20 protein-coding genes are annotated in these 22859 nt (G+C 51.6%); 14 read left to right on the plus strand and 6 right to left on the minus strand.

Features of this window, described 5'->3' with window-relative positions:
- The first annotated feature begins 3 nt into the window (after positions 1-3).
- The 12 genes from ACNI29_RS04585 (at position 4) to ACNI29_RS04640 (ending at position 13817) form a co-directional block, all read left to right on the plus strand.
- Positions 4-1533, plus strand: coding sequence for a PfkB family carbohydrate kinase (locus ACNI29_RS04585; RefSeq protein ID WP_419781009.1), 1530 nt, complete (start codon positions 4-6; stop codon positions 1531-1533).
- A 1-nt stretch (position 1534) separates the two neighbouring features.
- A complete protein-coding gene (locus ACNI29_RS04590; RefSeq protein ID WP_419781010.1) occupies positions 1535-2527 on the plus strand; it encodes a GSU2086 family protein in 993 nt (330 codons plus the stop codon).
- Entirely contained in the window at positions 2517-3083 is a 567-nt protein-coding gene (locus ACNI29_RS04595; RefSeq protein ID WP_419781011.1) for an SIS domain-containing protein, read from the plus strand. The genes ACNI29_RS04590 and ACNI29_RS04595 overlap by 11 nt, the downstream gene beginning before the upstream one ends.
- A gap of 9 nt (positions 3084-3092) precedes the next feature.
- Complete coding sequence (locus ACNI29_RS04600; protein ID WP_419781012.1) at positions 3093-4163, plus strand: radical SAM protein; 1071 nt, start codon at positions 3093-3095, stop codon at positions 4161-4163.
- Positions 4164-4262: 99 nt separating this feature from the next.
- Positions 4263-4889 carry a hypothetical protein gene (locus ACNI29_RS04605; RefSeq protein WP_419781013.1) on the plus strand — a complete coding sequence of 209 codons (627 nt, stop codon included), beginning with the start codon at positions 4263-4265 and terminating at the stop codon, positions 4887-4889.
- Entirely contained in the window at positions 4876-5907 is a 1032-nt protein-coding gene (locus ACNI29_RS04610; protein WP_419781014.1) for a phosphotransferase, read from the plus strand. Before ACNI29_RS04605 ends, ACNI29_RS04610 begins: the two co-directional genes overlap by 14 nt.
- 18 nt (positions 5908-5925) lie before the next feature.
- Entirely contained in the window at positions 5926-6732 is an 807-nt protein-coding gene (locus tag ACNI29_RS04615; RefSeq protein WP_419781015.1) for a transketolase, read from the plus strand.
- Positions 6725-7645, plus strand: a complete 921-nt coding sequence (locus ACNI29_RS04620) for a transketolase family protein (RefSeq protein WP_419781016.1) — start codon at positions 6725-6727, stop codon at positions 7643-7645. Before ACNI29_RS04615 ends, ACNI29_RS04620 begins: the two co-directional genes overlap by 8 nt.
- Before the next feature lie 165 nt (positions 7646-7810).
- The gene (locus tag ACNI29_RS04625) at positions 7811-8470 is read left to right on the plus strand and encodes a class I SAM-dependent methyltransferase (RefSeq protein ID WP_419781017.1); all 660 of its coding nucleotides are present in this window, start codon (positions 7811-7813) and stop codon (positions 8468-8470) included.
- Between the two features lie 12 nt (positions 8471-8482).
- A complete protein-coding gene (locus ACNI29_RS04630; protein ID WP_419781018.1) occupies positions 8483-9550 on the plus strand; it encodes a radical SAM protein in 1068 nt (355 codons plus the stop codon).
- Between the two features lie 13 nt (positions 9551-9563).
- Entirely contained in the window at positions 9564-11507 is a 1944-nt protein-coding gene (locus tag ACNI29_RS04635) for a sugar nucleotide-binding protein (RefSeq protein WP_419781020.1), read from the plus strand.
- Between the two features lie 27 nt (positions 11508-11534).
- The gene (locus tag ACNI29_RS04640; protein WP_419781021.1) at positions 11535-13817 is read left to right on the plus strand and encodes an SPASM domain-containing protein; all 2283 of its coding nucleotides are present in this window, start codon (positions 11535-11537) and stop codon (positions 13815-13817) included.
- Between the two features lie 58 nt (positions 13818-13875).
- Here ACNI29_RS04640 and ACNI29_RS04645 read toward each other — a convergent pair whose 3' ends face one another.
- The 3 genes from ACNI29_RS04645 to ACNI29_RS04655 form a co-directional block, all read right to left on the minus strand.
- Positions 13876-14034: a hypothetical protein gene (locus tag ACNI29_RS04645; protein ID WP_419781022.1), complete on the minus strand. Its 159-nt coding sequence runs from the start codon at positions 14032-14034 to the stop codon at positions 13876-13878.
- Entirely contained in the window at positions 14031-14285 is a 255-nt protein-coding gene (locus ACNI29_RS04650; protein ID WP_419781023.1) for a hypothetical protein, read from the minus strand. The genes ACNI29_RS04645 and ACNI29_RS04650 overlap by 4 nt, the downstream gene beginning before the upstream one ends.
- Before the next feature lie 122 nt (positions 14286-14407).
- Positions 14408-15292, minus strand: coding sequence for a LysR family transcriptional regulator (locus ACNI29_RS04655; protein ID WP_419781024.1), 885 nt, complete (start codon positions 15290-15292; stop codon positions 14408-14410).
- A 109-nt stretch (positions 15293-15401) separates the two neighbouring features.
- Between ACNI29_RS04655 and ACNI29_RS04660 the strand changes: the two genes are divergently transcribed.
- Positions 15402-16394: an aldo/keto reductase gene (locus tag ACNI29_RS04660; protein ID WP_419781025.1), complete on the plus strand. Its 993-nt coding sequence runs from the start codon at positions 15402-15404 to the stop codon at positions 16392-16394.
- Positions 16395-16543: 149 nt separating this feature from the next.
- Complete coding sequence (locus tag ACNI29_RS04665) at positions 16544-17935, plus strand: two-component system sensor histidine kinase NtrB (RefSeq protein WP_419781026.1); 1392 nt, start codon at positions 16544-16546, stop codon at positions 17933-17935.
- Positions 17936-17973: 38 nt separating this feature from the next.
- Here ACNI29_RS04665 and ACNI29_RS04670 read toward each other — a convergent pair whose 3' ends face one another.
- The 3 genes from ACNI29_RS04670 to ACNI29_RS04680 form a co-directional block, all read right to left on the minus strand.
- Positions 17974-18336 carry a cupin domain-containing protein gene (locus ACNI29_RS04670; protein WP_419781027.1) on the minus strand — a complete coding sequence of 121 codons (363 nt, stop codon included), beginning with the start codon at positions 18334-18336 and terminating at the stop codon, positions 17974-17976.
- Between the two features lie 111 nt (positions 18337-18447).
- Positions 18448-21684, minus strand: a complete 3237-nt coding sequence (locus tag ACNI29_RS04675) for an efflux RND transporter permease subunit (protein ID WP_419781028.1) — start codon at positions 21682-21684, stop codon at positions 18448-18450.
- Positions 21684-22841 (minus strand): efflux RND transporter periplasmic adaptor subunit, encoded by a 1158-nt coding sequence (locus ACNI29_RS04680; RefSeq protein WP_419781029.1) that lies wholly within the window; start codon positions 22839-22841, stop codon positions 21684-21686. Before ACNI29_RS04680 ends, ACNI29_RS04675 begins: the two co-directional genes overlap by 1 nt.
- Positions 22842-22859: the final 18 nt, after the last annotated feature.

The following is a 22859-nucleotide window of genomic DNA, read 5'->3' on the forward strand; positions in this document are numbered from 1 at the left end:
TTAATGGCCTGCGCTGACAGTAAAATTAAATCTATTTCAGAACTTGCGGAAATCGCGGCTGAACTGCGTGAAAACGGCAAACGTATCGTGCTCTGCCACGGCGTATTTGACCTGCTGCATATCGGACACATCCGCTATTTTAATCAGGCCAAGGAGCACGGCGATGTTCTCATGGTCACCCTTACCCCGGACCATTACGTTGACAAAGGCCCGGACCGCCCGGCCTTCACCGAAGTGCTCCGCGCCGAAGCTCTGGCCTCCCTTGGCGAGACCGACTACGTAGCCATCAATGAATGGCCCACAGCCGAAGAAACCCTGCGCGCCATACGGCCCCATGTCTATGCCAAGGGCGATGAATTCAAGGATATCGACAACGACCCGCTGGGCAAGATCGGCAAGGAAGCGGATGTGGTTCGCGAGATCGGGGCGGAGCTGGTTTTCACATCAGACATCGTCTACAGCTCCTCCAACCTGATCAACCGCTACCTAACCCGCAACAACGAAGAGCTGGACGAATACCTGAAGATGTTCCGCAGCCGCTACCGGCTGGACAATGTACTCGACCATCTGGAAAGCATGCAGGACCTGAACGTGCTCATCATCGGGGACACCATCCTTGATGAATACCAGATTGCTTCCACGCTGGGTAAATCTTCCAAAGACCCCATTCTGGCACTCAAATACCAGTCCCACGAGCTTTATGCCGGGGGCGCGCTGGCTGTTGCCAACCATGTCGCCAACTTTGCGGGAGAAGTCACCCTGCTGACCATGCTTGGCGAGCATGAACGCTACGAAGATTTCATCCGTGAAAAGCTGGACGGAAAAATCACCCCCCGCTTTTTTACCCGCCCCAAAGGTCCGACGACACTAAAACGCAGGTTCATTGACAGCTACTCACTAAGCAAGGTCATGGAAATCTATGTCATGGACGACAGTCCGCTGCCGGACAGTCTGGAACAGGAAATCTGTGCTGAACTGGAAAACATCATTTCAGATTACGACCTCGTGCTGGCTGCCGACTTCGGACACGGCTTGATCAGCCCTGCGCTGATAGAGCTGCTGGCTGAAAAGGCTCCCTACCTTGCGGTAAACACACAGGCCAATGCCGGAAACCGGGGCTTCAATACCATCGGAAAATACCCGCGCATGGACTTTTTCTCACTCGCTGAGCATGAGCTGCGCCTTGAAACCCGCGACCAGCTAAATGAGTTGCGCCCGCTGCTCATTGAAACCGGGAACCGCTTGCAGACTAAAATTTCACTGGTAACTCAGGGCAGCCGGGGCTGCTCACTCTACAATCCCGAAAGCGAATTCGTGCGTATCCCCTCCTTCCAGTCCAATGTGGTGGACCGGGTCGGGGCCGGGGACGCCCTTTTTTCCATTGCGGCCATGTCCGCCTGCATGGGGCTGCATGAAGAACTGGTCGGATTTTTGGGCAATATTGCCGGATCGCTGGCTGTGCAGATCATGGGCAATGACCAGCCCATTGATAAACAGTCCATGCGCAAATACATAACCGCAACCATGAAATAAAATGAGCAGCAGATACCGCCAATTCGACCGCAGCAGACTACGCGTACTCTCCCTTGCAGAACGTAAAAGTCTGCTTGAGAGCGCAATCATCAAAGATCCCGAACCTTGCGTCGAAGTTCATCCTTCCCTTGAAGCAGTAGCCAAGGAACTTGCAGCGGCACGAAAGAAAGGCAGCGCACGGGTACTCATGATCGGAGCGCACGTTATCCGCGCCGGAGTGCAGCGTTACCTTTTCGAACTTATGGAACAGGGGCTGATCAACTGCATCGCGGTCAACGGAGCCTGCGCCATTCATGACTTCGAATTCGCCATACACGGCCGGACCACCGAATGCGTCGCCACCTATATTTCAAACGGACAATTCGGACTCTGGCAGGAAACCGGACAACTCAACGAGATTATCAAAACCGGCAATGCACAGGGCCTTGGTTTCGGTGAATCCGTGGGGAAATTTCTCTGCGAAAACAACCCTGATCACGCTAAGGTCAGCCTGTTCGCCAAGGCTTATGAGCTGGGTATCCCAGTCTCAGTCCATGCCGGGATCGGCTACGACATCATTCACGAACATCCCAATTGTGACGGGGCGGCAATCGGCGAGGCAAGCTATCGCGATTTTCTGATCTTTGCGGCTTGTCTGGAGCAATTGGAGCACGGCGTGGTCATGAATTTCGGCAGTGCCATCATGGCCCCCGAAATTTACCTCAAAGCCTTGGCAATGGTCCGCAATGCAGCAGCAAATGCCAGCCCTGCAAAAAAGATCTGCAACTTCACCACCCTTGTCTGCGACCTGCACGACCTGCCGGAAAATGTCGGCAGCGAAGCCCCCAAAAGCGACGCCCAATATTATTTCCGGCCATGGAAAACCATGCTGATCCGCACAGTGGCTGACGGCGGCAAAAGCTATTATGTGCGCGGTTTCCATGAGCAGACGATCCCCCAGCTCTGGACAGCCGCCGCAAAACTTCAAGCAGCGGGGAAAAACCGTGTGGAATAAACACACCCAAAAATTGCAGAACTGCCTCAGCTCCATTGAAGTAGACGGAGCCAAATGCGCAGCCAGCAATTGTGACCAAGCTTTTTCGCTCTGGAAAAATCTGACCGAAGAACTGCGCGAACAGGGCAAGATCATCTACCTGATCGGCAACGGAGCCAGCGCATCCATGGCCAGCCATTTTTCCGCCGACCTAGCCAAAAACGCCCACGTACATACGCAGGTCTTCACCGATCTGGCTCTCATCACGGCCCTTGCAAACGATATTTCATATGATCAGGTTTTTGTGGAACCTCTCAAGCGCAGATTGACCCCCAATGACATGCTTGTTGCCATCAGCAGTTCCGGCAATTCACCGAATGTTCTCAACGCCTGCCGCTTTGCAGCTGAAACAGGAGCCACCGTGGTTACTCTCAGTGCCATGTCTGCGGGGAACACCCTGCGCACCTTGGGTGACATCAATTTCTGGCTGCCTGCCGAAACATACGGCATGGCTGAAACCGGGCACGCCTGCATACTGCACTACTGGATGGATTCCGTTTCCGTCCCCCCGGCATAAGGATTTTTCATGAGCGATAATTTACGCATAGATTCCCACAAGCTGCACCTGCACCCTAAGCGGGTCGCCAAATGGCTGGACGGCGAAAATATTTACCCCGTTTATATGGAACTTAGCCCCGCAGGAGCCTGCAACCACCGCTGCAAATTCTGCGGGCTGGATTTTGCCGGATACAAACCGGATTTCCTCGACACCGAAATTCTCAGTAAGCGTCTCACTGAAATGGGACGGCTGGGTGTCAAAAGCATCATGTACGCCGGAGAAGGCGAACCGCTGCTGCACAAGGACATGGCCCAAATTATCCGCTCCACCAAAGAGGCCGGAATCGACGTGGCCCTGACCAGTAATGCCGTACTGCTTGATGAAGAAAAATCAGCCAATATTCTGCCCTGCACCAGCTGGATCAAGGTCAGCCTCAATGCCGGAACTCCGGAAACTTATTCGCGCATACACGGAACCAATGCGGATGATTTCAAGCGCGTATTCAATAATCTGGAAACAGCCGCCAAGATTCGCCAGAAGCAGCAGTCCGGTTGTACACTTGGTGTGCAGCTTGTCCTGCTGCCTGAGAACGAAAATGAAGTTGAAAAGCTGGCTGAACTGACCCGGGATGCCGGGATGGATTACCTTGTGGTCAAGCCCTACTCCCACCATCCGCAATCCATCTGCACCGAGTACAAGGACATCAATTACACCGATTGCAGCGAACTTGAAGAACGGCTGCAAAGTTACAGGACCGACAGCTTCAATATAATTTTCCGCAGCGAAACCATGAAAATATGGGACGGGCAGAAGCGTGACTATAAGCAGTGCAACGCCCTGCCCTTCTGGTCCTACATCAATTCCAAAGGCGATGTCTGGGGCTGCAGCATCTATCTGGGTGATGAAAATTTCTGCTACGGCAATATTCACGAGCAGAGTTTCGAGAACATTTGGACCGGACAGAAACGGCTGGACTCGCTAAAATGGTGCGAGGATAATCTTGATCCGCAGCAGTGTCGGATCAACTGCCGTATGGACAAGATTAATCATTACCTCTGGGAACTTAAGAATCCCGGCGGGCATGTTAATTTTATTTAATGCATGAATTTGTTGCGCTTCGCGCTTTTTTTCGTTTGATTTCGCCTCCGGCGGCCAAAGGGGATAATCCCCTTTGGAATCCTTAGTAGGGGTCCGGGTATGCTTGTTGGGATTGACCTTGATAATACTATTATCTGCTACGACAGAGCCTTGCATGGAATTGCCCTTGAACGAGGGTTGATTTCTGCCGACACTCCCGCAACCAAGCAGATAATTCGTGATGACGTACGCGCAAAACATGGCGAAATGGAATGGCAGAAATTACAGGTTGCCATCTACGGCCCCCACATTGACCGGGCTGAGCTCATGGCCGGGGTTTGGGATTTTCTGCTGCGCTTAAAAGAAAACGGAATTGAATTTAAAATCGTCAGCCACAAAACGCGCTACCCTAATTACGGGGAAAACAAAGTTGATCTGCGCACGGCGGCAATTAAATTTCTGGAAGGGCATAATTTTTTCAATGAATCCGGGGTGGGATTGACGGAAAAAGACGTCTTCTTTCTCTCCACACGAACAGATAAAATCCGCACCATCCGTGAGCTTGGCTGTTCCCTGTTCATTGATGATCTCAAGGAACTTTACTTAGACACTGACTTTCCGGATAAAACTGCTAGAATTCTGCTTTCAACCGAGCATGATCTGGAACTTCCCGGTGTGACGGTACTGCCCGATTTTACCCGGATCAATGAATTTGTTTTCGCGGGGATTGCAAATGGCGAGTTCTGATCCCAAAGAACTGGTCAGCCATCTGCTGAATGAAGTTCCAGTCAAAACCACCCCCATCCGGGCCGGACGCAACAGCCGGGTTTTCCGGGTCGATTGCCAGTCCGGTAAAACTCTGCTGGCCAAATTCTACCTACAGCCAACAGCGGACGGGCGTAGCAGACTTGCGCAGGAATGGTCCGCCCTGAAATTCATGACTGAAAACGGAATAAAAAATATTCCACGCCCGATTGCTTTTGACCAGTCTCTGCAAGGGGCTATCTACTCTTTTGTTCATGGAGAGAGAGTGACCCAAAGTTGTGAACATGGAATCCGCGAAATTCTTTCTTTTCTTAGCAAACTCAAAGAGATTTCAACTCAAGCAAATGCTGTAAAAATATCCCCTGCTGCGGAGGCATGTTTCTCCCCGGCGCAATTGGTAGGGAATATCGAAGAAAGACTGAAAAAACTTCAAGCACTTCCCGCTGAGGATGAACTCTATCGCCAACTACATTCATTTCTTGATAATAATTTTGCAATCCGTTTCGCGCAACTTACGGACCATACAAAGCAAATGTTTCCCGGCGGATTGTGGACCGAACCTCTCGCCCAACAACACCGCACACTCAGTCCGTCAGATTTCGGATTTCACAACGCAATTAAAAATGAATCAGGGTTCACTTTTGTAGATTTCGAATATTTCGGCTGGGATGATCCGGTTAAATCCACTGCTGATTTTCTGCTCCATCCGGCTATGGATTTGAGTGAGCGGCAGCCGAATGTTTTCTTTTCCGGCATGGAAAAGCTTTTTAAAGCCGACAGAGATTTCACCGCTCGCTTTAAAGTTTATGTGCCTCTGCTCTGCCTGAAATGGTGCATGATTATCCTGAATGAATTTATTACCGGACATATGGAAAGGCGGGAATTTGCTGTGGGAAAAACTTCCGGGCGCGAGAAGATACGTGCGCGGCAGCTTGAAAAAGCTTTGAATTTCCTTAATAAAGACCAAAGAATACTCTGCGCATTGAATTTAGCGAACTAACACTTTCGGAGAATTAAATTGGACCAACGCTCTAGACAGCTCAGAAAAAAAATCGTGGATGTGCTCCACCATGCAGGACGCGGTCACGTCGGCCCGTCAATGTCTTTGGTGGAGATGCTGCGCGTGCTTTATGATTCGGTTTTGAAATATGATCCAAACAATCCGCTCATGCCGGAACGGGACCGCTTTATTCTCAGCAAAGGGCATGGCTGTCTGGCCCTGTACGTGCTGCTGGCAGATAAAGGATTCATATCCGAGGAAGAGCTGTTCAGCTTCTGCTCCTTTGACGGGCTGCTGGGCGGGCATCCGACCACCAAGACTCCGGGAGTCGAGTTCGCCACCGGAAGCCTTGGACACGGGCTGCCCTTTGCGGTGGGCGTTGCAGCCGCGCTGAAAATGGATAAATCCGCGAGCCGGGTCTTCACCGTGCTCGGTGACGGCGAATGCGGCGAAGGTTCGGTCTGGGAAGCAGCCATGAGTGCTGCCCGCCAAAAACTCTGCAACCTCACCGCCATCATTGATTACAACAAGCTGCAATCCTACGGTCCTACCGAAGAAGTTACCGGATTTGAGCCTTTCGCCGAAAAGTGGGAAAGCTTCGGATTCGCAGTACGCGAAGTGGACGGACATGATGTAGACGCGCTGGAAAAAGTCTTCGCAGAACTGCCTTTTGAGCAGCATAAGCCGTCCGTGGTCATCTGCCATACGATCAAAGGCAAAGGACTGCCCTTTGCGGAAGGCGATCCCACTTGGCATCACAAAACCAAGATGTCTGCCGAAGATCACGCCCGAATTATCAAGAGCATCGAGAATTACCATGCGTAAAGCTTGTCTGGAACAGGTCTACCAACTTGCGAAAAAGGATGATCGGGTTGTCTTTGTCGGCTCCGATCTCGGCGCGGGGACACTCTCCCATTTTCGGGAAGAAATACCGGACCGTTTTTTCATGGAAGGCATTGCCGAAGCCAATACGGTGGGCATGGCCTGCGGAATGGCCCATGAAGGCAAGGTTGTCTACGTAAACACCATCCAGAGTTTCCTGACCCGCCGCTGCTACGAACAGGTTCTACTCGATGCCTGCATGCATAATCTGAACGTGCGCTTCATCGGCAACGGCGGCGGACTGGTCTATGCCCCGCTCGGCCCGACCCACTGGGCAACCGAAGATATTTCCATCCTGCGGGTCATCCCCAACCTGACCGTACTCTGCCCTGCTGATGCCGAGGAAATGAACAGGCTCATGCCGCAGACCCTCGATCACCAAGGGCCGATCTTCATCCGCTTGGCAAAGGGCTACGATCCCATCGTCACCCAGGAAACAACTTTTGAGTTCGGCAAAGCCTATTCCTATGGTGAAGGTGAAGACGTGCTACTCATCGGCTGCGGGGTCATGCTGGGAATCATGAAAGATGGTGCAGACCTGCTGGCAGAATCAGGCATCAAAGCCGGAATCCTGCACCTGCCTACGATCAAACCGCTGGACAGCGAAGCCATAATTTCACGTGCCCGCAAAGCACGGGCGGTCATCACCCTGGAAGAAAACACCATCCTCGGCGGCCTCGGCAGCGCGGTATCAGAAATTCTGGCAGAAGCGTGCCTGCCCAATCCCCTACGCCTGAAAAGGCTGGGGCTGGCGGATAATTTCAGCACGAACTACGGCTCACAGCTGGAGCATTTCGCCCACAACGGACTGACAGCCGAAAACATAGCAAAAGAAACCCGTAAGCTACTGAAATAATTCTAATCGCATAATACAAAATAAACTTGTTGGCGAAGCCTAATAAAAGGTTTTGGGATTCTAAAACCCTTTTGCAAAAGGGTTTTAGCCCGCCGGGAGGCTCCCCGAAGGGCCGCCGAAGGCAAAATTATTTCATCCAAAACGCGAAGCGCATCAGATAAAAAAATGGGAAAACTACTCAATTTAATTACCCCTCTGCACACCTCCACCAAGCGCGAATATCTGCCGCGCATGGTGGACGACAAAGTGCAGTGCATGCTCAAGGCCAAGGAATACGAATACGATTACTGGGACGGAGACCGCCGTTTCGGTTACGGCGGCTACCGCTACCTTGAGGGCTACTGGACTCCGGTTGCGCAGGGACTGATCAAGACCTACGGGCTGGAAAAAGGTTCCCGCATTCTGGATATGGGCTGCGGCAAGGCTTTCCTGCTTTATGAGCTGCATAAGCTGGGTATGGAAGTCCACGGCTTTGATATTTCCCGCCACGGCCTGAAAGAGGCCAAAGACGAGATAAAAGAGAACCTGTTCCTGCACCGTGCAGAAGAACCGCTGCCCTATGCGGACGGGGAATTTGATCTGGTTATCTCCATAAATTCCTTGCATAACCTGCCCGTATTTGACCTCAAAAAAGCTCTGGCTGAAATGGAACGGGTGGGTAGAAATAAATATCTTTGCGTTGAAAGCTTCCGCACTGAGCAGGAATTGTTTAATCTCCAATGCTGGGCCCTGACTTGCGAATCCTTTTTCAGTAAAGAAGAATGGGAATGGCTCTTTGGGGAATTCAATTTTTCCGGCGACTACGAATTCATCTACTTCGAATAAACGAGGGAAATAATGCAGCTCTACACCAATCTTAAGATCTTTCACTACCAGCATAAACTCGACTCACTGCCCCCGGAATCCGAACGCACTGAAGCCCCCGTCCACATCCGCATCAAACCGACCAACGCCTGCAACCACAGTTGCAGCTATTGCGCCTACCGCAACCCCAAACTGCAATTAGGGCAGGACATGTCCATATCCGACCGCATTCCGGCCCTGAAAATGAAAGAGATCGTTACAGACTGCATTGAAATGGGCGTTAAGGCGGTGACTTTCAGCGGCGGCGGAGAACCGCTCTGCTATCCGCAACTTGCGACCACGGCCCGCACTCTGGCTGAGGGCGGAATAAGTATCGCCACCCTGACCAACGGCGGCCTGCTGCATGGTGAAATAGCGGACGTTTTTTCCTCCTTGGGAACATGGATCAGAATTTCCATGGACGGCTGGGACGGCCCCAGCTATTCCCGCTTCCGTTCTGTTGCCGAAGATGAATTTTCAAAAATCATGACCAATATCGAGAACTTCAAAAAGCTGGGCGGCAAATGTTTTCTGGGCGTAAGTTACGTAATCAGCCGGGACAATGCCGAACATGTTTTTGATATGGCCTGCAAGCTCAAGGACGCGGGCGTGGACAGCATCAAATTTTCGCCCTGCGTGGTCAGCAACGACGGTCATGAAAACAACCGTTATCACGCGCCTGTATTCGGCAGAATCAAAGACCAAACCCAGCGGGCCAAAAATGATCTGGAAGATTCGAACTTCGAGGTCTTCGACTCCTACCACGCACTGGATGAGAAATTCGACAAGCCCTACGAGTGGTGCCCCTACCAGCAGATTCTTCCGGTAATCGGGGCCGACCAGCGGGTCTACTCCTGTCAGGATAAAGCCTACAACCTCGATTGTGGCGTGCTTGGCTCAATCAAGGACGTGCGCTTCAAGGATTTCTGGTTCAACAACCGGGAAAAATTCTTCAAGATCAACCCCGCAAAACATTGCAGCCATCACTGCGTTTCCAATGGCAAAAACATGCTCATCCACGATTACCTGAACGCAAATCCTGACCACCTGCCCTTTGTGTAGGAAGGTCCCTAGCATGAAGATTCTGGTTATCGGAGATGGTGCACTGAGCAATGCTGTTATGAAGCAGGCGGAAAAATCAGGGCATGAGGTTATCCAGACCTCGCGCAAAAATCCGCAGCTGTTTCATTTTGACCTTAGAAATGAACAAGAGTTCACTAATCTGCCTGATGCCGACTGGGCAGTGATTGCTGCCGGGATCTCCGGTTATAAAGAATGTGATCAAAATCCGGAATCGCGTACTATCAATGTGGCGCGAACAATTGAACTGTGCCGGGCGTTATTAGACCGGGGAACAAAAATACTTTTCCCGTCCAGTACTGCGGTTTTTGACGGCGTAACTCCCTTTCCCGCGCCGGATTCCCCCACCTGTCCGAACACGGAGTACGGACGACAAAAAGCGCAAGTTGAAGATTTCCTGCGGCAGCATCCTGAAAACACGGCCATTGTGCGGCTGGCTAAACTTGTGGAGCGCAACGCCCCGCTAATTTCAAGCTGGCTGAATAATCTTGCTACAGAAAAAAACATCACCCCGTTTGATGATCTGAACATGGCCCCTGTCCTGTTTGAAGATGCCGCTGCTGTCTGCTGCAAAATCATGGAAATGAACGGTAACGGAATTTTTCATTGCTCCGGACCGCAGGAAATAAGTTATCTCGAATTCGCCAGTAAACTGTGCACGCACGCTGGATTTAATGCTGATCTTATCAGTCCTGCCAGTTGCAAAGGCATTCTCGATTACTGCCCGAAACACTCCGCACTGGACGCAGGGGCTACGGAAAGTTTCGTGGGATTCAACTTCCCGGCAGTTGACCAGCTCATTGAAAAAATCATGCAGCCCCGCTGTCTGCTCTGCGGCAGTAACGACCTTCACTTTTTTGAGCAATTCAAGGACTTCCCCGGCATAACTTCCGACTGCAAACCGTGGCCCCGCTCGGGAGAATTCATGCTCTGCAATGAGTGCGGGCATGCCCAGAAAAAACTTTCTGCACTGTGGTTCAGGGATATCAGCGAGATTTATTCCGGCTACGAAATGTATCCGCTGAGCAATGGCAGCGAACCGCTCATTTTCGACGAACAGGGTAAAAGCACCCCCCGTAGCGGTGTGTTGCTGGATAAACTTATCCCAACTCTGGAATTGCCAGCAGAAGGCTCCCTGCTCGACGTGGGTTGCGGAAACGGCAGCCTGCTACAGCAGTTCAACCAGCGGTTACCGCACTGGGAATTGTATGGCCACGAGCAGTCCGCCCAGCGGGAAGAGATACTGCACCTACCCGGAGTCGAGGGTTTCTTTTCCGGCAGATTCAATGAAATTGAAGAAAAATTTGACCTGATCACCATGACTTATGTGATCGAGCACCTGACTGATCCGCTGGGCATGCTAAAGCAGCTGGCAGGTCTACTAAATGAGGGCGGACAGATCATGGTCCATACTTCCTCATTTGAAAACAACCCTTTTGACCTCATGGTCTGCGACCACTGCTCGCACTTCACACCTGAAACTCTGGAATTCATGGCCCTTCGAGCAGGGCTGATCATCACTACGCGTACTGATCCGTGGCTGGCAAAAGAAATCGGATTCAGTGCCCGTAAAACAGCTTCCAGATTGGATCTGCCCCGGAGGCAAGACTCCCGGCAAAATATGTCAAAGTCACTTGAATGGCTGAAGCGGCTAACCAGCAAAGCAACACGGGCCGCAACCGATCATGAAATAGGGATATTCGGCACTGCTGTAGCAGGGACATGGCTGGCTGCATCGCTGCCGGAAGCAACTTTTTTCATTGATGAAGATCCCTCAAAACAAGACCGGACCCACATGGGGCTGCCTATAATCGGGCCGGACAGCGTCCCGCTAAATGCAGCGGTAATCATGGGATTCAACAACAGGCTGGCAGCACGTATCGCCGCAAGAATAAACAACAGTCATCCCGAAATAAATTTCATTATTGCTGACTATTAAACAGCAGACAAAGGTACGGAGCATAGAATGGATATTGCCGAACTTCTTGAGCGCGCAGCCGCAGCAATGGCTGACGAAAAATATATTGAAGCGGAAATCGCTATCAAACAAATTTTCCAGCACGACGAAAACAAAACTCAAGCACTCAAGCTGGCCGCAAAGCTGGCCCTGAAGTGCGAAAGACCGGAAATCGCGGTGAAATATTTTGAGCGTTACATTGAAATCGCTGAACCGGACCTTGAAACATCTTTATCCATTGCCGAAGTTTTCAACCGCCAGCATATGCCCCATCAAGCCGGAGAATTGCTTACCCATGCCCTCGAACTGGATGCTCACGATAAGGAAGCAAAAAAACAATACCTGCAACACGCCTATAAAACGTCGGATATGGATGCTTTTCCGTGTGAAGAGTATGTGGACAGCAGCTTCGAACGTTCCGAAGACCAGATTTATTTCCATGTAGTCATTACTGTTTTCGGCGAAGAATTCACATCCGTGTTCGTTAACGATGTTCTGCCCACCCAATTCGGTCCCGGCAATATTGAAAGCCTCAACACCGAGGCCCGTTCGGTCTACATCATCTATACCACCCCCGAAGATGTGCGGACCATCAAGAAATCCCCGGCCTTCGCCCACCTGATCACGCTCATGGATGTCCGGCTATACTCAGTGGACTTTGACCTCATGGACGGAGCCAACAAGTACGACTACATGATCCAGAGCCACAAGCACGCCCTGCGCAAAGCACATGAAGAAAGTGCCCGGGCGGTGGTCCTCGCGCCCGATGCGGTCTTTTCCGAATCCACTTTCCGCAACCTCTACCAGCGGACCAGGGAAGGCTACAAAGCAATCATGATCGGGACCATGCGGGTGACAAAAGAAGACTTCCAGCCGTTGATGCGTGAACGCTATTTCGCCGAAGGCAAAGTTGAAGTGCCCATTGAGGCACGTGAGATGGTCGACATGGCCATAGCCAACCTGCATCCCGATGTGCGCAACGCCATCATGGGCGCGGAAAAATACAACGGCTGGCCCTCGCAGCTGCTCTGGGAGATTCCCGGCGAAGGCATCCTGGCCCACAATTTTCACCTGCACCCGATTATGATCCACCCGGAAATCCTCAATGACTTTCACGGAACCATTGATGAGGACTGTGTGCGAAAAATCTGTGAAGACATTGAAAGCGCATACATCGTCCCGGATTCCGATGAAATGATCGGCTTTGACATGAGCAAGCGGGATGTGCGGACCATCGAATTACAGGAACCTTTCAGCGTAGAGTACGTGGCCGCGTGGGTTGAAGATTATGCCGATGAATTCCACCGCTATTTCATGGGTCATGAAATCCGGGTCCACAACGGCAAATGCGGACCGCTCTGGGACGAGACCGCGCAGCAGGCCCTTGAAACCGTAGACGCAATCAACAATTTCTCAAATCATGGTGAAGAACACTTCTTCCCGGAAATTCTGGCGGATTATGACCTGCGCTTTCCGCCGCTGACCATAGATGCAGCAAGTATCAATTGCGACCGGGAGCTGTCCGCCGAAACTTGTGCCGAATTCAGCAGCTACGCGCACCTGCAACTTGTCACGGAAAAAGAAGACCGCCCCGCCATACAGGAAGCCTTGCTTGGCAACACACATAAACTCCGGGCCGCTTCCCCTAAAGCCGGGACCGCATTCAGCTGGTGCTGCAATCTCAGTAAAATGCCCATTCCCCATCTGGCAGAACTGGCAAAGCCGGCAGCCGAAAATGGAGTGCAGCAACTCGAGTTGAAAGGACCGGACGAGAACTTATTCAGCCTTAATAGCGATGAATTCCAGAAAGCTATGGCTGAAATAGAAAATTTACGGGCTTTGACTAAAGAATGTGGAATTAAACTTAACCTTCCCCCCGCTTGGGAAGAAATGGTGAAGAGCAGATTTGAAGCGGACAAGGCACAACAAAACTCAGGGGTGAAGCTGGATATAGCTGTTTTACCGATTCATCCGGGTTTGCGGGCATGGCGAAAAGGCCCGGCAGCAGCTCAGACCCGATTCTGCCTCAGGCCATGGAATTCGCCCCACGTTCAGCCCGATGGGACAGTTCATTCCTGCCCGGTCCGCAACCGGGATATGGGCCGGATGGATCAAAACACCCCGCTTAGAAAAGCCCTGCACAATGCTGAATTCACCGACCTGCGCCGCCAGCTCATCACAGGAAATATTACCGATGCCCACTGCCGCCACTGCCAACTGGCTCCTGTAGCCCCGCTGCGAGATTTGAAACGGACAGTCGCAAACATGATCCGCGCCAGCAGGAAGCAATAAAAAGACCTGCTTACGATCAAGCAGGTCCTGATGTTAATGAGTACCGGCAGCCCGAAAGCTACTTGCGTCCTTTGCGCCCTCCGCCGGATGAACCGGAACGGACCAGTGCAGGAACGCCGTGACGGTGGCGATGACGGTGTTTGCGCTTAAAAACCAGCGGCAGGAACAACAGGGTTCCAATGGCACCGAAAAGAGCGATTCTGGCTAATGTGCTCATGCGCTTTCCTCCGCGGCCTCCTTCGCTTCCTTATTCACAAGGGAACTTCCCTTTTCGCGGGCCTGTTCAACCAGCGATTTCACATCTTCCTTCATGTTCCCGTACTGCTTTACGGACCAATCTTTGGCCTTGATTCCGGCCTTGACCGCACAAACAGCGGCGGGACGCACTTTTTCAGACTTCAGGGCATAACAGCCAAGAACTCCGGCAGCAGCACCGGCAGCAAATACAACTATTCTTCCAAGAGACATATAAACCTCCTTTGGCTTGCGTTTGAGGCCAGATTATACTCCCTGTAAAAAGGGCGCAAAGCCTGAAGACAAATATCACTCTCAAAAATCTGCAATCCATGCTGAATACCAAGCGGGATGGATTAAACGGCTCTATCTTTCAGCAAATTGACGAAATTTATTACCGCCGGGAAAGCCTCTGTTTTCTTATAAACCACCTGCAACTCAATCACCGGGAACTCCCCGACCAGTTTCTTGAAAACCACTCCACCGGGCTTCCTGCCTGCCATGCTTTCCGGGACAATACCGATGCCGATACCTGCCGCAACCAAGGCTACAGTAGCACTCTTCCGGGCCGCTTCCTGCACTACATCAGGCACGAATCCATAGCGCGAAAAAACTCTCATCCACTCATCATACAGACGGGGCTGTTCTTCGCGGGGAAAGAAAATAAACTGCTCGCCATCCAGCTCCGAAACTGCAACCTCTTCACTGCCACAAAGTTTATGACCTTCCGGGATGACCAATGCGTATGATTCACGGTGGAAAGTTACACTCTCCAGATCAGAAACATCATGGCGGAACAGGCGTACTATTCCGGCATCAAGTTCGCCTTTGCGCACGCCCTGAAGCTGGTCGTTGGTAAACATCTCCTGCAAATCAAAACGCACAGCGGGATAGTTCTCTTTGTATTCGCGGATGCATTCCGCCAGCAGGGTATCAAGGGCCGGACCGATGTAACCGAGTTTTAAATGACCGCCCAGCCCGCTGGCGGCGTCCAGCAGGTTGACCTCAGCCCGCTCAATGGCACGCAGAATGGGCCGCGCATCGCGCAACAATGAATTCCCTGCCGCAGTGAGCGAAACGGAGCGTTTATTGCGCTGAAATAGTTTAACCCCAAGCTCCTCTTCAAATTTCATTATCTGCTGGCTGAGCGGCGGCTGCGATATATGCAGACGCTTGGCAGCACGCCCGAAGTGCAACTCCTCAGCCACCGCCAGAAAATATTTAAGTTGTCGTGTCTCCATCAGTAATATCTATCAGATATTACTATGATCAAAAAGATATATTCGACATATTTATCACCCAGCAATATTCATATGCTCATCCATCAACGCCAAACAAACGGAGATAACTATGTCTACAAAAATCAGTATGAAAAAACTCGGTAACAGCAGTATTGAAATTTCAGCCATAGGCCTCGGCTGCATGGGGTTGAGTGAATTTTACGGGGACCCCACCTCGGATGAACAGGGCTGCGAACTTATTCGCCATGCTTTGGATAACGGGGTGAATTTCTTTGATACCGCCGATATGTACGGCAACGGGCATAACGAAAAACTGCTGGCTAAAAGCTTGAAAGGACGCAGGGAAGAAGCGGTAATCGCGACCAAATTCGGCATTGTGCGCGAAGAAGGGAAATACGCCCGCAGCATCAGCGGCAAGCCGGAGTATGTACGCAAAGCCTGTCACGACAGCCTGCGCCGTCTGGAGACCGACTACATTGACCTTTACTACATCCACAGGGTGGATACCGACACCCCCATCGAGGAAACAATCGGTGAAATGTCCCGGCTGGTGGAAGAAGGAAAAGTCCGGGCCATCGGCATCTCCGAGGCTTCCGCAGAAACCCTGCGCAAAGCACATGCGGTGCATTCCATCTCCGCCCTGCAATCGGAATACTCCATGCTGACCCGTGACCCTGAAGACGAAATACTGGGGCTTACCCGCGAGCTTGGAATCAGCTTTGTTCCCTACAGCCCTATCTGCCGGGGCCTGCTCAGCAACTGGACACCATCTGAAGACAAAACTGATTTCAGAAACATGCTACCCCGCTTTCAGGGAGAATCGTATGCCGGGAACAAATCAATCGCCAACGAACTTTCCTTGATCGCTGACAATAAAGGATGCTCGCTGGCCCAACTTTCACTGGCATGGGTCTGTGCGCAAGGAGATCACATCATCCCCATCCCCGGGACTACGAAAATCAGAAACCTCGATTCCAACATCGCCGCAGCGGAAATTGTCCTGAACAAAAAAGAAATTTCAGCCATTGAAGAAATTCTGGCTGCAAGCGAAGTCATGGGCAACCGCTATACCGATGAAGGAATGAAAGGAGTGGACGTCTAGAAACATATTCTACACTGTTTTTATAAGCGGGGCTTTTCTTCATTTTCCTGCAACACCTGTACTTGAAATCCGGTCTATGCTATTTTTGGGAGACTCATGATTTCTATTCTGCAGCACTAATTGTGCTAGATAAATATACAGGATAAAATGTGAAACAAGAAAAGTCCCCTTCTATAGCGCTGAAAATAGCAGCAAAGTATGCAATCTTCGGATTTTTATGGATTCTGCTTTCCGATAAATTACTCAATTTACTGATTCGTGATGCTGACATTATCCAAGGAATACAAACCCTTAAAGGATGGCTGTACGTACTTATTACCGCTGCAATAATTTACATACTGGTAGAAAGGTATGACCGTTCTGTCCAAAAAAGCCAGAATGATTACAGACGACTACTGGAAAACATAGCCGACCCAATCTATCTGGTGGATGCACAAGGGAACATCATCGACATCAACGAAGCGGCGGTGGACACACTTGGATACAGCAGAGAAGAACTGCTTAAGCTCGGTATTTCCGACATTGCCCCAAAAATAAATCAGGATGAATGGCTGAAAACAATCACCAGAGCCGCCCCGGACCAACGCTTCATCTTTGAAAGCAGGCACAAGCGTAAAAACGGCAGGACCTATCCTGTTGAAGTTGTTGCCTGCATATTTCAAGAAGAAGACCACAAATACTGTCTTGGAGTGTCCCGCGATATTACCCAGCGAATTCAGACCCTTGAACTCTTTGTCCAACAGGAAAAGATGAATTCACTCGGCGGGATGGCTGCAGGCATAGCGCATGAAATAAACAATCCGCTGGCGGCAATTCTCGGAGCCACCCAGAACATCCGCAACAGGATTTTCAATGACAGTTCCAAAAACCTGCACATTGCCGAAGAGTGCTCTCTAAATCTGGAGACAATGCGTGAATACCTGCGTAAGCGGGATATTGTGAACATGCTTTCCACCATCTCCGAAGCAGGTGGAAGGGCATCGCACATAATTTCCAGCATGCTCAATTTCAGTTACAGCGGCCCACGTAAATTACATACCTGCAGCATTGCCGAACTGCTGGATGAAAGCCTTGATCTTATCGCTTCAGACCTCAGCTTCTGTAACACCTCCCGGTTCAGCCTGATCAGCATCAAAAAGGAATACACAGAGAATCCGCTGCCCATATGCTGTATGCGCAGTGAAATTCAGCAGGTCATTATGAATCTTATAAAGAATGCCAGCGAAGCCATGGCCGAGAAGGGATATCCCGATGGGGAATTCCCGGAATTGGTCTTACGGATCAAAAATAAAAAAAACGGAATCGCCCTTGAAATAGAAGACAACGGTCCCGGGATTCCACAGAAACGGCTTAAAAAAATATTCGAGCCTTTCTACACATCCAAAAGTGTAGGAATGGGAACCGGACTAGGCTTGTCTATTTCATACTTCATAATAACCGAACAGCATAAAGGCACAATAGATGTAAGCAGCATCCCCGGAAAAGGGACCAAGTTTACCATCCGGCTGCCAAAAGATTCATGTGATTGTTGTGAAATTTAATAAAAAAAAGTCCGTCGAGAGACGGACTTTTTCAATTTCTATTGCTTGATCAGGGTCAGCAGCATCTTGAACCGCTCCCGCGCTTCAAGGCCGTGTGGAATATTAGCGGGCATCACAATCGATTCCCCCGCGCTGACGTTGAAAACTTCATCGCCGATAGTCACTTCAGCAACCCCGTCCAGCACCTGCACCATGGCATCGCCCGGCGCGCTATGGGTACTGATCCCTTCCCCGGCATCAAATGCGAACAGGGTCAGGGAAATCTGCTTGACCTGAGAAAGAGTTCTGCTAACGACCTGCCCTTCCTGATAAGTCACCAGATCAGTGAGGGTCAGCACCTCGTTGTGGTCAATATTCTTTATGGTTACGTCCTTAAGATTCTTGAGATTAAAGTCAGCCATATCGACCTCCATGTAATTGGTCGGGTTATTGTTCCGGTTGAATTACTCAACCGCTACGGCTTATATTTCACACAAAGATGGTAGGAATTGTATGATGTAAGTCAACTCTGCCTATTTTTCTTTCTCAAAAACATAATACCCTACCGGAATTACCAGCAGCGTAAACATAGTTGATGCCAAAAGCCCGAAAATCAACGCCCATGCCAGACCGGAAAATATAGGGTCAAGGGTGATGGGCCATGCTCCGAGGGCGGTAGTTGCCGCAGTCAGGGCGATTGGCCGCAAACGCACGGAGCCGGACTTAATTATCGCATCCTTTAATGCCATGCCTTCTGCAACGGACTGGCGTATAAAATCAATGAGCACCAGCGAGTTGCGGATGACAATCCCGCCCAGCGCAATCATACCGATCATGCCTGTGGCGGTAAAAAAGACCGGATCAGCAAAAGCCTCACCGACAACCCCCTGCACTGTTCCGGCACTGATCAGGTTAAGCAGCCAGAAACCGGGCATGATCCCCAGCAGGGTCAACGGGATAGCACTCATGATCAAAAGCGGCATGCCGAATGAGCCTGTCTCCACAATAAGCAGGATGTAAATGCCCAGCAGGGCCGCGCCGAAAGCGATTCCCAGATCACGGAAGACATCCAGAGTAATCTGCCACTCCCCTTCCCCGGCCCAATCGGCCCAGATAAACGGCGGCAGAGGATCATTTTTAAGTTCAGCCTGCATATCAAGAACGGCTTCGCCCGGTGCACGTCCGGCCATTTCCGCGAACACATACACCACACGTTTAAGGTTCTTGTGATAAACAGGCTGCTCCCGGCTTATCCGGACCAATTTACCGATCTCGGCCAACGGCACGCTTCTGCCTTCAGCAGTGCGAACTTTGAGCTGCTCAAGTGAAGAAGCATCCGCACGGCGCAAAAGCGGCAGAATAAGCCGCACCGGAAGCGGATTGCGTTCACCCTGTACATGTACAGTTGCCGGAACCATACCGGAAAGGGCCATCTGCAGGGTCTTAACCACATCACGGGCACTTACGCCGTGCAGGGCCGCTTTTTCCTTATCAAGCACAAAATCGATCATGGGCTGGTCCGCTTCGGTGGAAATATCAATATCCACTACTCCGGGCTCATCTTTCATAACTCCCGCAATCTGCTCCGCACCTTCGATAATTGCAGAATAAGGACGGCCCTCTGCTCCATAGACTTCCGTGGTCAAGGTAGAGATTACCGGAGGTCCGGGCGGGGATTCAACAATCTTGATGTTCGCATTATTGCGCGCAGCAACCTGCTCCAATTCGTTTCGCAAACGGAGCACAATGGCATGGCTCTGTTCCTCACGCATGGATTTATCCGCAAGGTTGACCCGGATATCAGCCATATGCCCGCCTTCACGCCAGTAGTAATGACGCACAAGGCCGTTGAAATCCATAGGCGAAGGCTCTCCCGCGTAGGTCACGAAATTAGTCACTTCGGGAACTGTTTTGAGCACCTGCTCCATCTCACGGACCACGCGGTCCGTCTGCTCAAGCGGGGTCCCTTCATCCATGTCAATGACGATCTGGAATTCATTCTTGTTATCGAAGGGCAGCATCTTCAGCGGAACCATCCTGAACCCGGCCAGCGCCATGGACCCGAGCAGTCCGACCACAATCACCACCACCAGCGACCAACGCCGCAAGCGGGATTCAAGGAACGGCGTAATCAGACGTGTATAAAACTTCTCAATGCCTCCCGGACCGGAAGATCCAGCCACAACCCCGGGCTTCAAATCCTTGAGCAGACGAAAGGCCAGCCACGGCACAATGGTCAAAGCGCAAACTGTTGAAAAAGTAACCGTCAGCGGCACATTGGCCGCCATGGGAGCCATGTACGGTCCCATCATCCCGGTGATGAAAAAAAGCGGCACAAATGAAACAATAATCGCCAGCGTGGACATGATCACCGGGGGGAGCACCTCGGAAACAGCATCAAGGGTGGCCTCGGATGCTTTCTTCTTTTTCATGAGGATATGGCGCTGGATATTGTCCACATTGGTGATCGGATCATCGACCACCAATCCAAGAGAAAGAATCAACGCGAAAAGGGTTACCCGGTTGATGGTGTAGCCGAACAGATAGTTGACGAAGAGGGCCAGCGAAAAGCTGATCGGCACGGCAAGGGCTACAACAGCGGCCTCGCGCCAGCCGAGAGTCAGGGCCAGCAGGATTACCACTGTAACAACCGCGAAGCCGAGCGACCCCAGCAGTTCATCGACTTTTGCATCTGCGGTTTTACCGTAATCACGGGTAACTTCCATCTCGATTCCGGCAGGCAGGATGGCCTTTTGCAACCGCTCCGCCCGGTCCAGTACTGCCTCGGCAACCTTGACCGCGTTAGTGCCTTTCTTTTTGGAAAAAGCAATGGTCACCGCCGGACGGGAACCCTGTTCCGGGTCCTGCCCGGTGCTGCTCAGATACATGCGGGAAAAGCCGATCCGTGAATAGGAATCAGCTTCCTGCGGACCATCGAACACTTCAGCAACATCACGCAGGTAGACCGGACGGGAATTAAAAACTCCGACCACCAGATTGCGCACATCTGCGGCATCTTCCAGAAAAGAATTAGCGGAAACGATTACTTCACGATTGCCGGAAAGAACCGACCCGGCCACAGCGGAATGGTCCGCGCCATCAAGGGCCCCGGCTATTTCAAGAGGCGAAATATTAAACCCGGCCATGCGTTCGGGCAAAAGCTCCACCCGCACCTCACGGGAACGACCGGAAACGAGAGATACGCGGGAAAGGTCTTCCACCTCAGCCAACCGCGAAGCAAGCTCTTCAGCAACCCGGCGCAGCTCGAAATCGGAAATACCGGTCCGCCCGGTCTCGGGATAGAGGGTAAGTGCCACAATGGGTACATCGTCAATTTCAACCGGCTTGATAACCCACCCTGAAGCTATCCCCGGCGCAATATCACTGTTCTTGGCTATGGCATTATGCAGTTTAATCAGCGATTCCTCGCGGTCCTCACCCACAAAAAAACGAACCGTGACCATTGATGAATCCCGCCGAGAAACGGAATAAACGTACTCAACTCCGTCGATCTGCCAGAGTATGCGCTCCAGCGGAGTGGTGATCAGCTTTTCTACCTCCTCCACTCCGGCTCCGGGGGCCTGTACAATGATATCAGCCATAGGCACAACGATCTGCGGCTCTTCTTCACGCGGGGTCAGCTGCACGGCAGCCACGCCCAGCAGGAGCGCGCCCACAACCAGCACCACGGTCAACTTTGAATGCAGAAAGAAACGGACAGCAGAAGCTATCAACCCCTTTGCCTTTTCAGGATTTAATGTAGAAGACATTACTGACCACCCTCCGCAACAGGAAGGTTGAATCCCAAAGTTTCGTTGCCGCTCAGCCCGGAAAGAATCTCCAGCTTGTTACCATGCCTCGCCCCGCTGCGCACATAAACGGGTTCCCACTCACCGTTAATCCGGGCCAGAACGGTTTCCAACTGCCCGACCCTGAAAACTGCCCGGGCAGGAACAAGAACTACTTCCTTCTCTGTAACGGGGACAAGCAGCCGGCCGAACATACCGGGATAAAGTCCGGGCAACGGCTCAAGCCCGGCCTTAACCAGAAAGGTCCGGGTCAGGGGATCGGCGGAGGGGACCACCTCTTCAACCACGGCTTCTGCCCGTTCGCCGAGAGCCTGTATATCAACATTCAGTTTCTGCCCGATACGGACCTGCCCGATGAGCCCTTCACGGACAAGGGCTTCCAGCCGCAGAGCCCCCCCGGTCTGGATCAACATGAGAGATTTACCGGGAAAGGCCAGATCGCCGGGTTCAACCATACGTTTGGCAACTTCTCCGTCAGCCGGAGCCTTGATTGTTGTGTATCCAAGCCCGATCCCGGCTTCCTCAACACCTTTACGGGCCTGCCTGACTCCGGCTCCAGCCGCGTCCAACCCGTCCTCAGCCTGCGCGAGAGCTGCTTTGGCTTTGAGATAGGCAGCCTCTACACGATCCAGTTCATCCTGCGTGGCAACCTTATCTGCAAAAAGTTTTTTCATCCGCTTCCAGGTCGCAGTGGCTGTGTCGGATTCAGCCTTTGCAGCGTTGATGGCTTCACGCGCCTGACGCTCGGCAGCCTGTGAGGATTTCAATCCCTGCTGAGCACTTTCCAATCTGGTTTTAAATTCACGGCTGTCCATTATGATCAGCGGATCGCCTTTGCTGACCTTCTGCCCGGAACGAACCAGCACTTTCAGCACCTTTCCGGTCACCTGCGATTCAATTGAGGCTTCTGTCTCAGGGCGGACAGTCCCCACGGCTTCATAAATAACCGGCACGAAAACGCGCTCCGCCAGCACTGTCCGTGCAGGGTCTTCTGCGCTGCGGGAAGAAAGAATCCTGCCCTTTTCAATCATTCCGGACTGGAAAGAACCGCTCATCCACAACACCAGAAACATTATTGCTGCGCCGAGCATAGCGACCAGAATACATTTTTTAGTCATTACAATCTCCGATATTAA

Origin of the sequence: Maridesulfovibrio spiralis (SeqCode) (genome assembly GCF_048571135.1) — a bacterium.
Lineage (GTDB): Bacteria > Desulfobacterota > Desulfovibrionia > Desulfovibrionales > Desulfovibrionaceae > Maridesulfovibrio > Maridesulfovibrio spiralis.

Coding starts and splice junctions, on each gene's coding strand:
- ACNI29_RS04585 (WP_419781009.1), top strand. CDS start 4: ATGGCCTGCGCTGACAGTAAAATTAAATCTATTTCAGAACTTGCGGAA.
- ACNI29_RS04590 (WP_419781010.1), top strand. CDS start 1,535: ATGAGCAGCAGATACCGCCAATTCGACCGCAGCAGACTACGCGTACTC.
- ACNI29_RS04600 (WP_419781012.1), top strand. CDS start 3,093: ATGAGCGATAATTTACGCATAGATTCCCACAAGCTGCACCTGCACCCT.
- ACNI29_RS04605 (WP_419781013.1), top strand. CDS start 4,263: ATGCTTGTTGGGATTGACCTTGATAATACTATTATCTGCTACGACAGA.
- ACNI29_RS04610 (WP_419781014.1), top strand. CDS start 4,876: ATGGCGAGTTCTGATCCCAAAGAACTGGTCAGCCATCTGCTGAATGAA.
- ACNI29_RS04620 (WP_419781016.1), top strand. CDS start 6,725: ATGCGTAAAGCTTGTCTGGAACAGGTCTACCAACTTGCGAAAAAGGAT.
- ACNI29_RS04625 (WP_419781017.1), top strand. CDS start 7,811: ATGGGAAAACTACTCAATTTAATTACCCCTCTGCACACCTCCACCAAG.
- ACNI29_RS04630 (WP_419781018.1), top strand. CDS start 8,483: ATGCAGCTCTACACCAATCTTAAGATCTTTCACTACCAGCATAAACTC.
- ACNI29_RS04635 (WP_419781020.1), top strand. CDS start 9,564: ATGAAGATTCTGGTTATCGGAGATGGTGCACTGAGCAATGCTGTTATG.
- ACNI29_RS04640 (WP_419781021.1), top strand. CDS start 11,535: ATGGATATTGCCGAACTTCTTGAGCGCGCAGCCGCAGCAATGGCTGAC.
- ACNI29_RS04645 (WP_419781022.1), bottom strand. CDS start 14,034: ATGAGCACATTAGCCAGAATCGCTCTTTTCGGTGCCATTGGAACCCTG.
- ACNI29_RS04650 (WP_419781023.1), bottom strand. CDS start 14,285: ATGTCTCTTGGAAGAATAGTTGTATTTGCTGCCGGTGCTGCTGCCGGA.
- ACNI29_RS04655 (WP_419781024.1), bottom strand. CDS start 15,292: ATGGAGACACGACAACTTAAATATTTTCTGGCGGTGGCTGAGGAGTTG.
- ACNI29_RS04660 (WP_419781025.1), top strand. CDS start 15,402: ATGTCTACAAAAATCAGTATGAAAAAACTCGGTAACAGCAGTATTGAA.
- ACNI29_RS04670 (WP_419781027.1), bottom strand. CDS start 18,336: ATGGCTGACTTTAATCTCAAGAATCTTAAGGACGTAACCATAAAGAAT.
- ACNI29_RS04675 (WP_419781028.1), bottom strand. CDS start 21,684: ATGTCTTCTACATTAAATCCTGAAAAGGCAAAGGGGTTGATAGCTTCT.
- ACNI29_RS04680 (WP_419781029.1), bottom strand. CDS start 22,841: ATGACTAAAAAATGTATTCTGGTCGCTATGCTCGGCGCAGCAATAATG.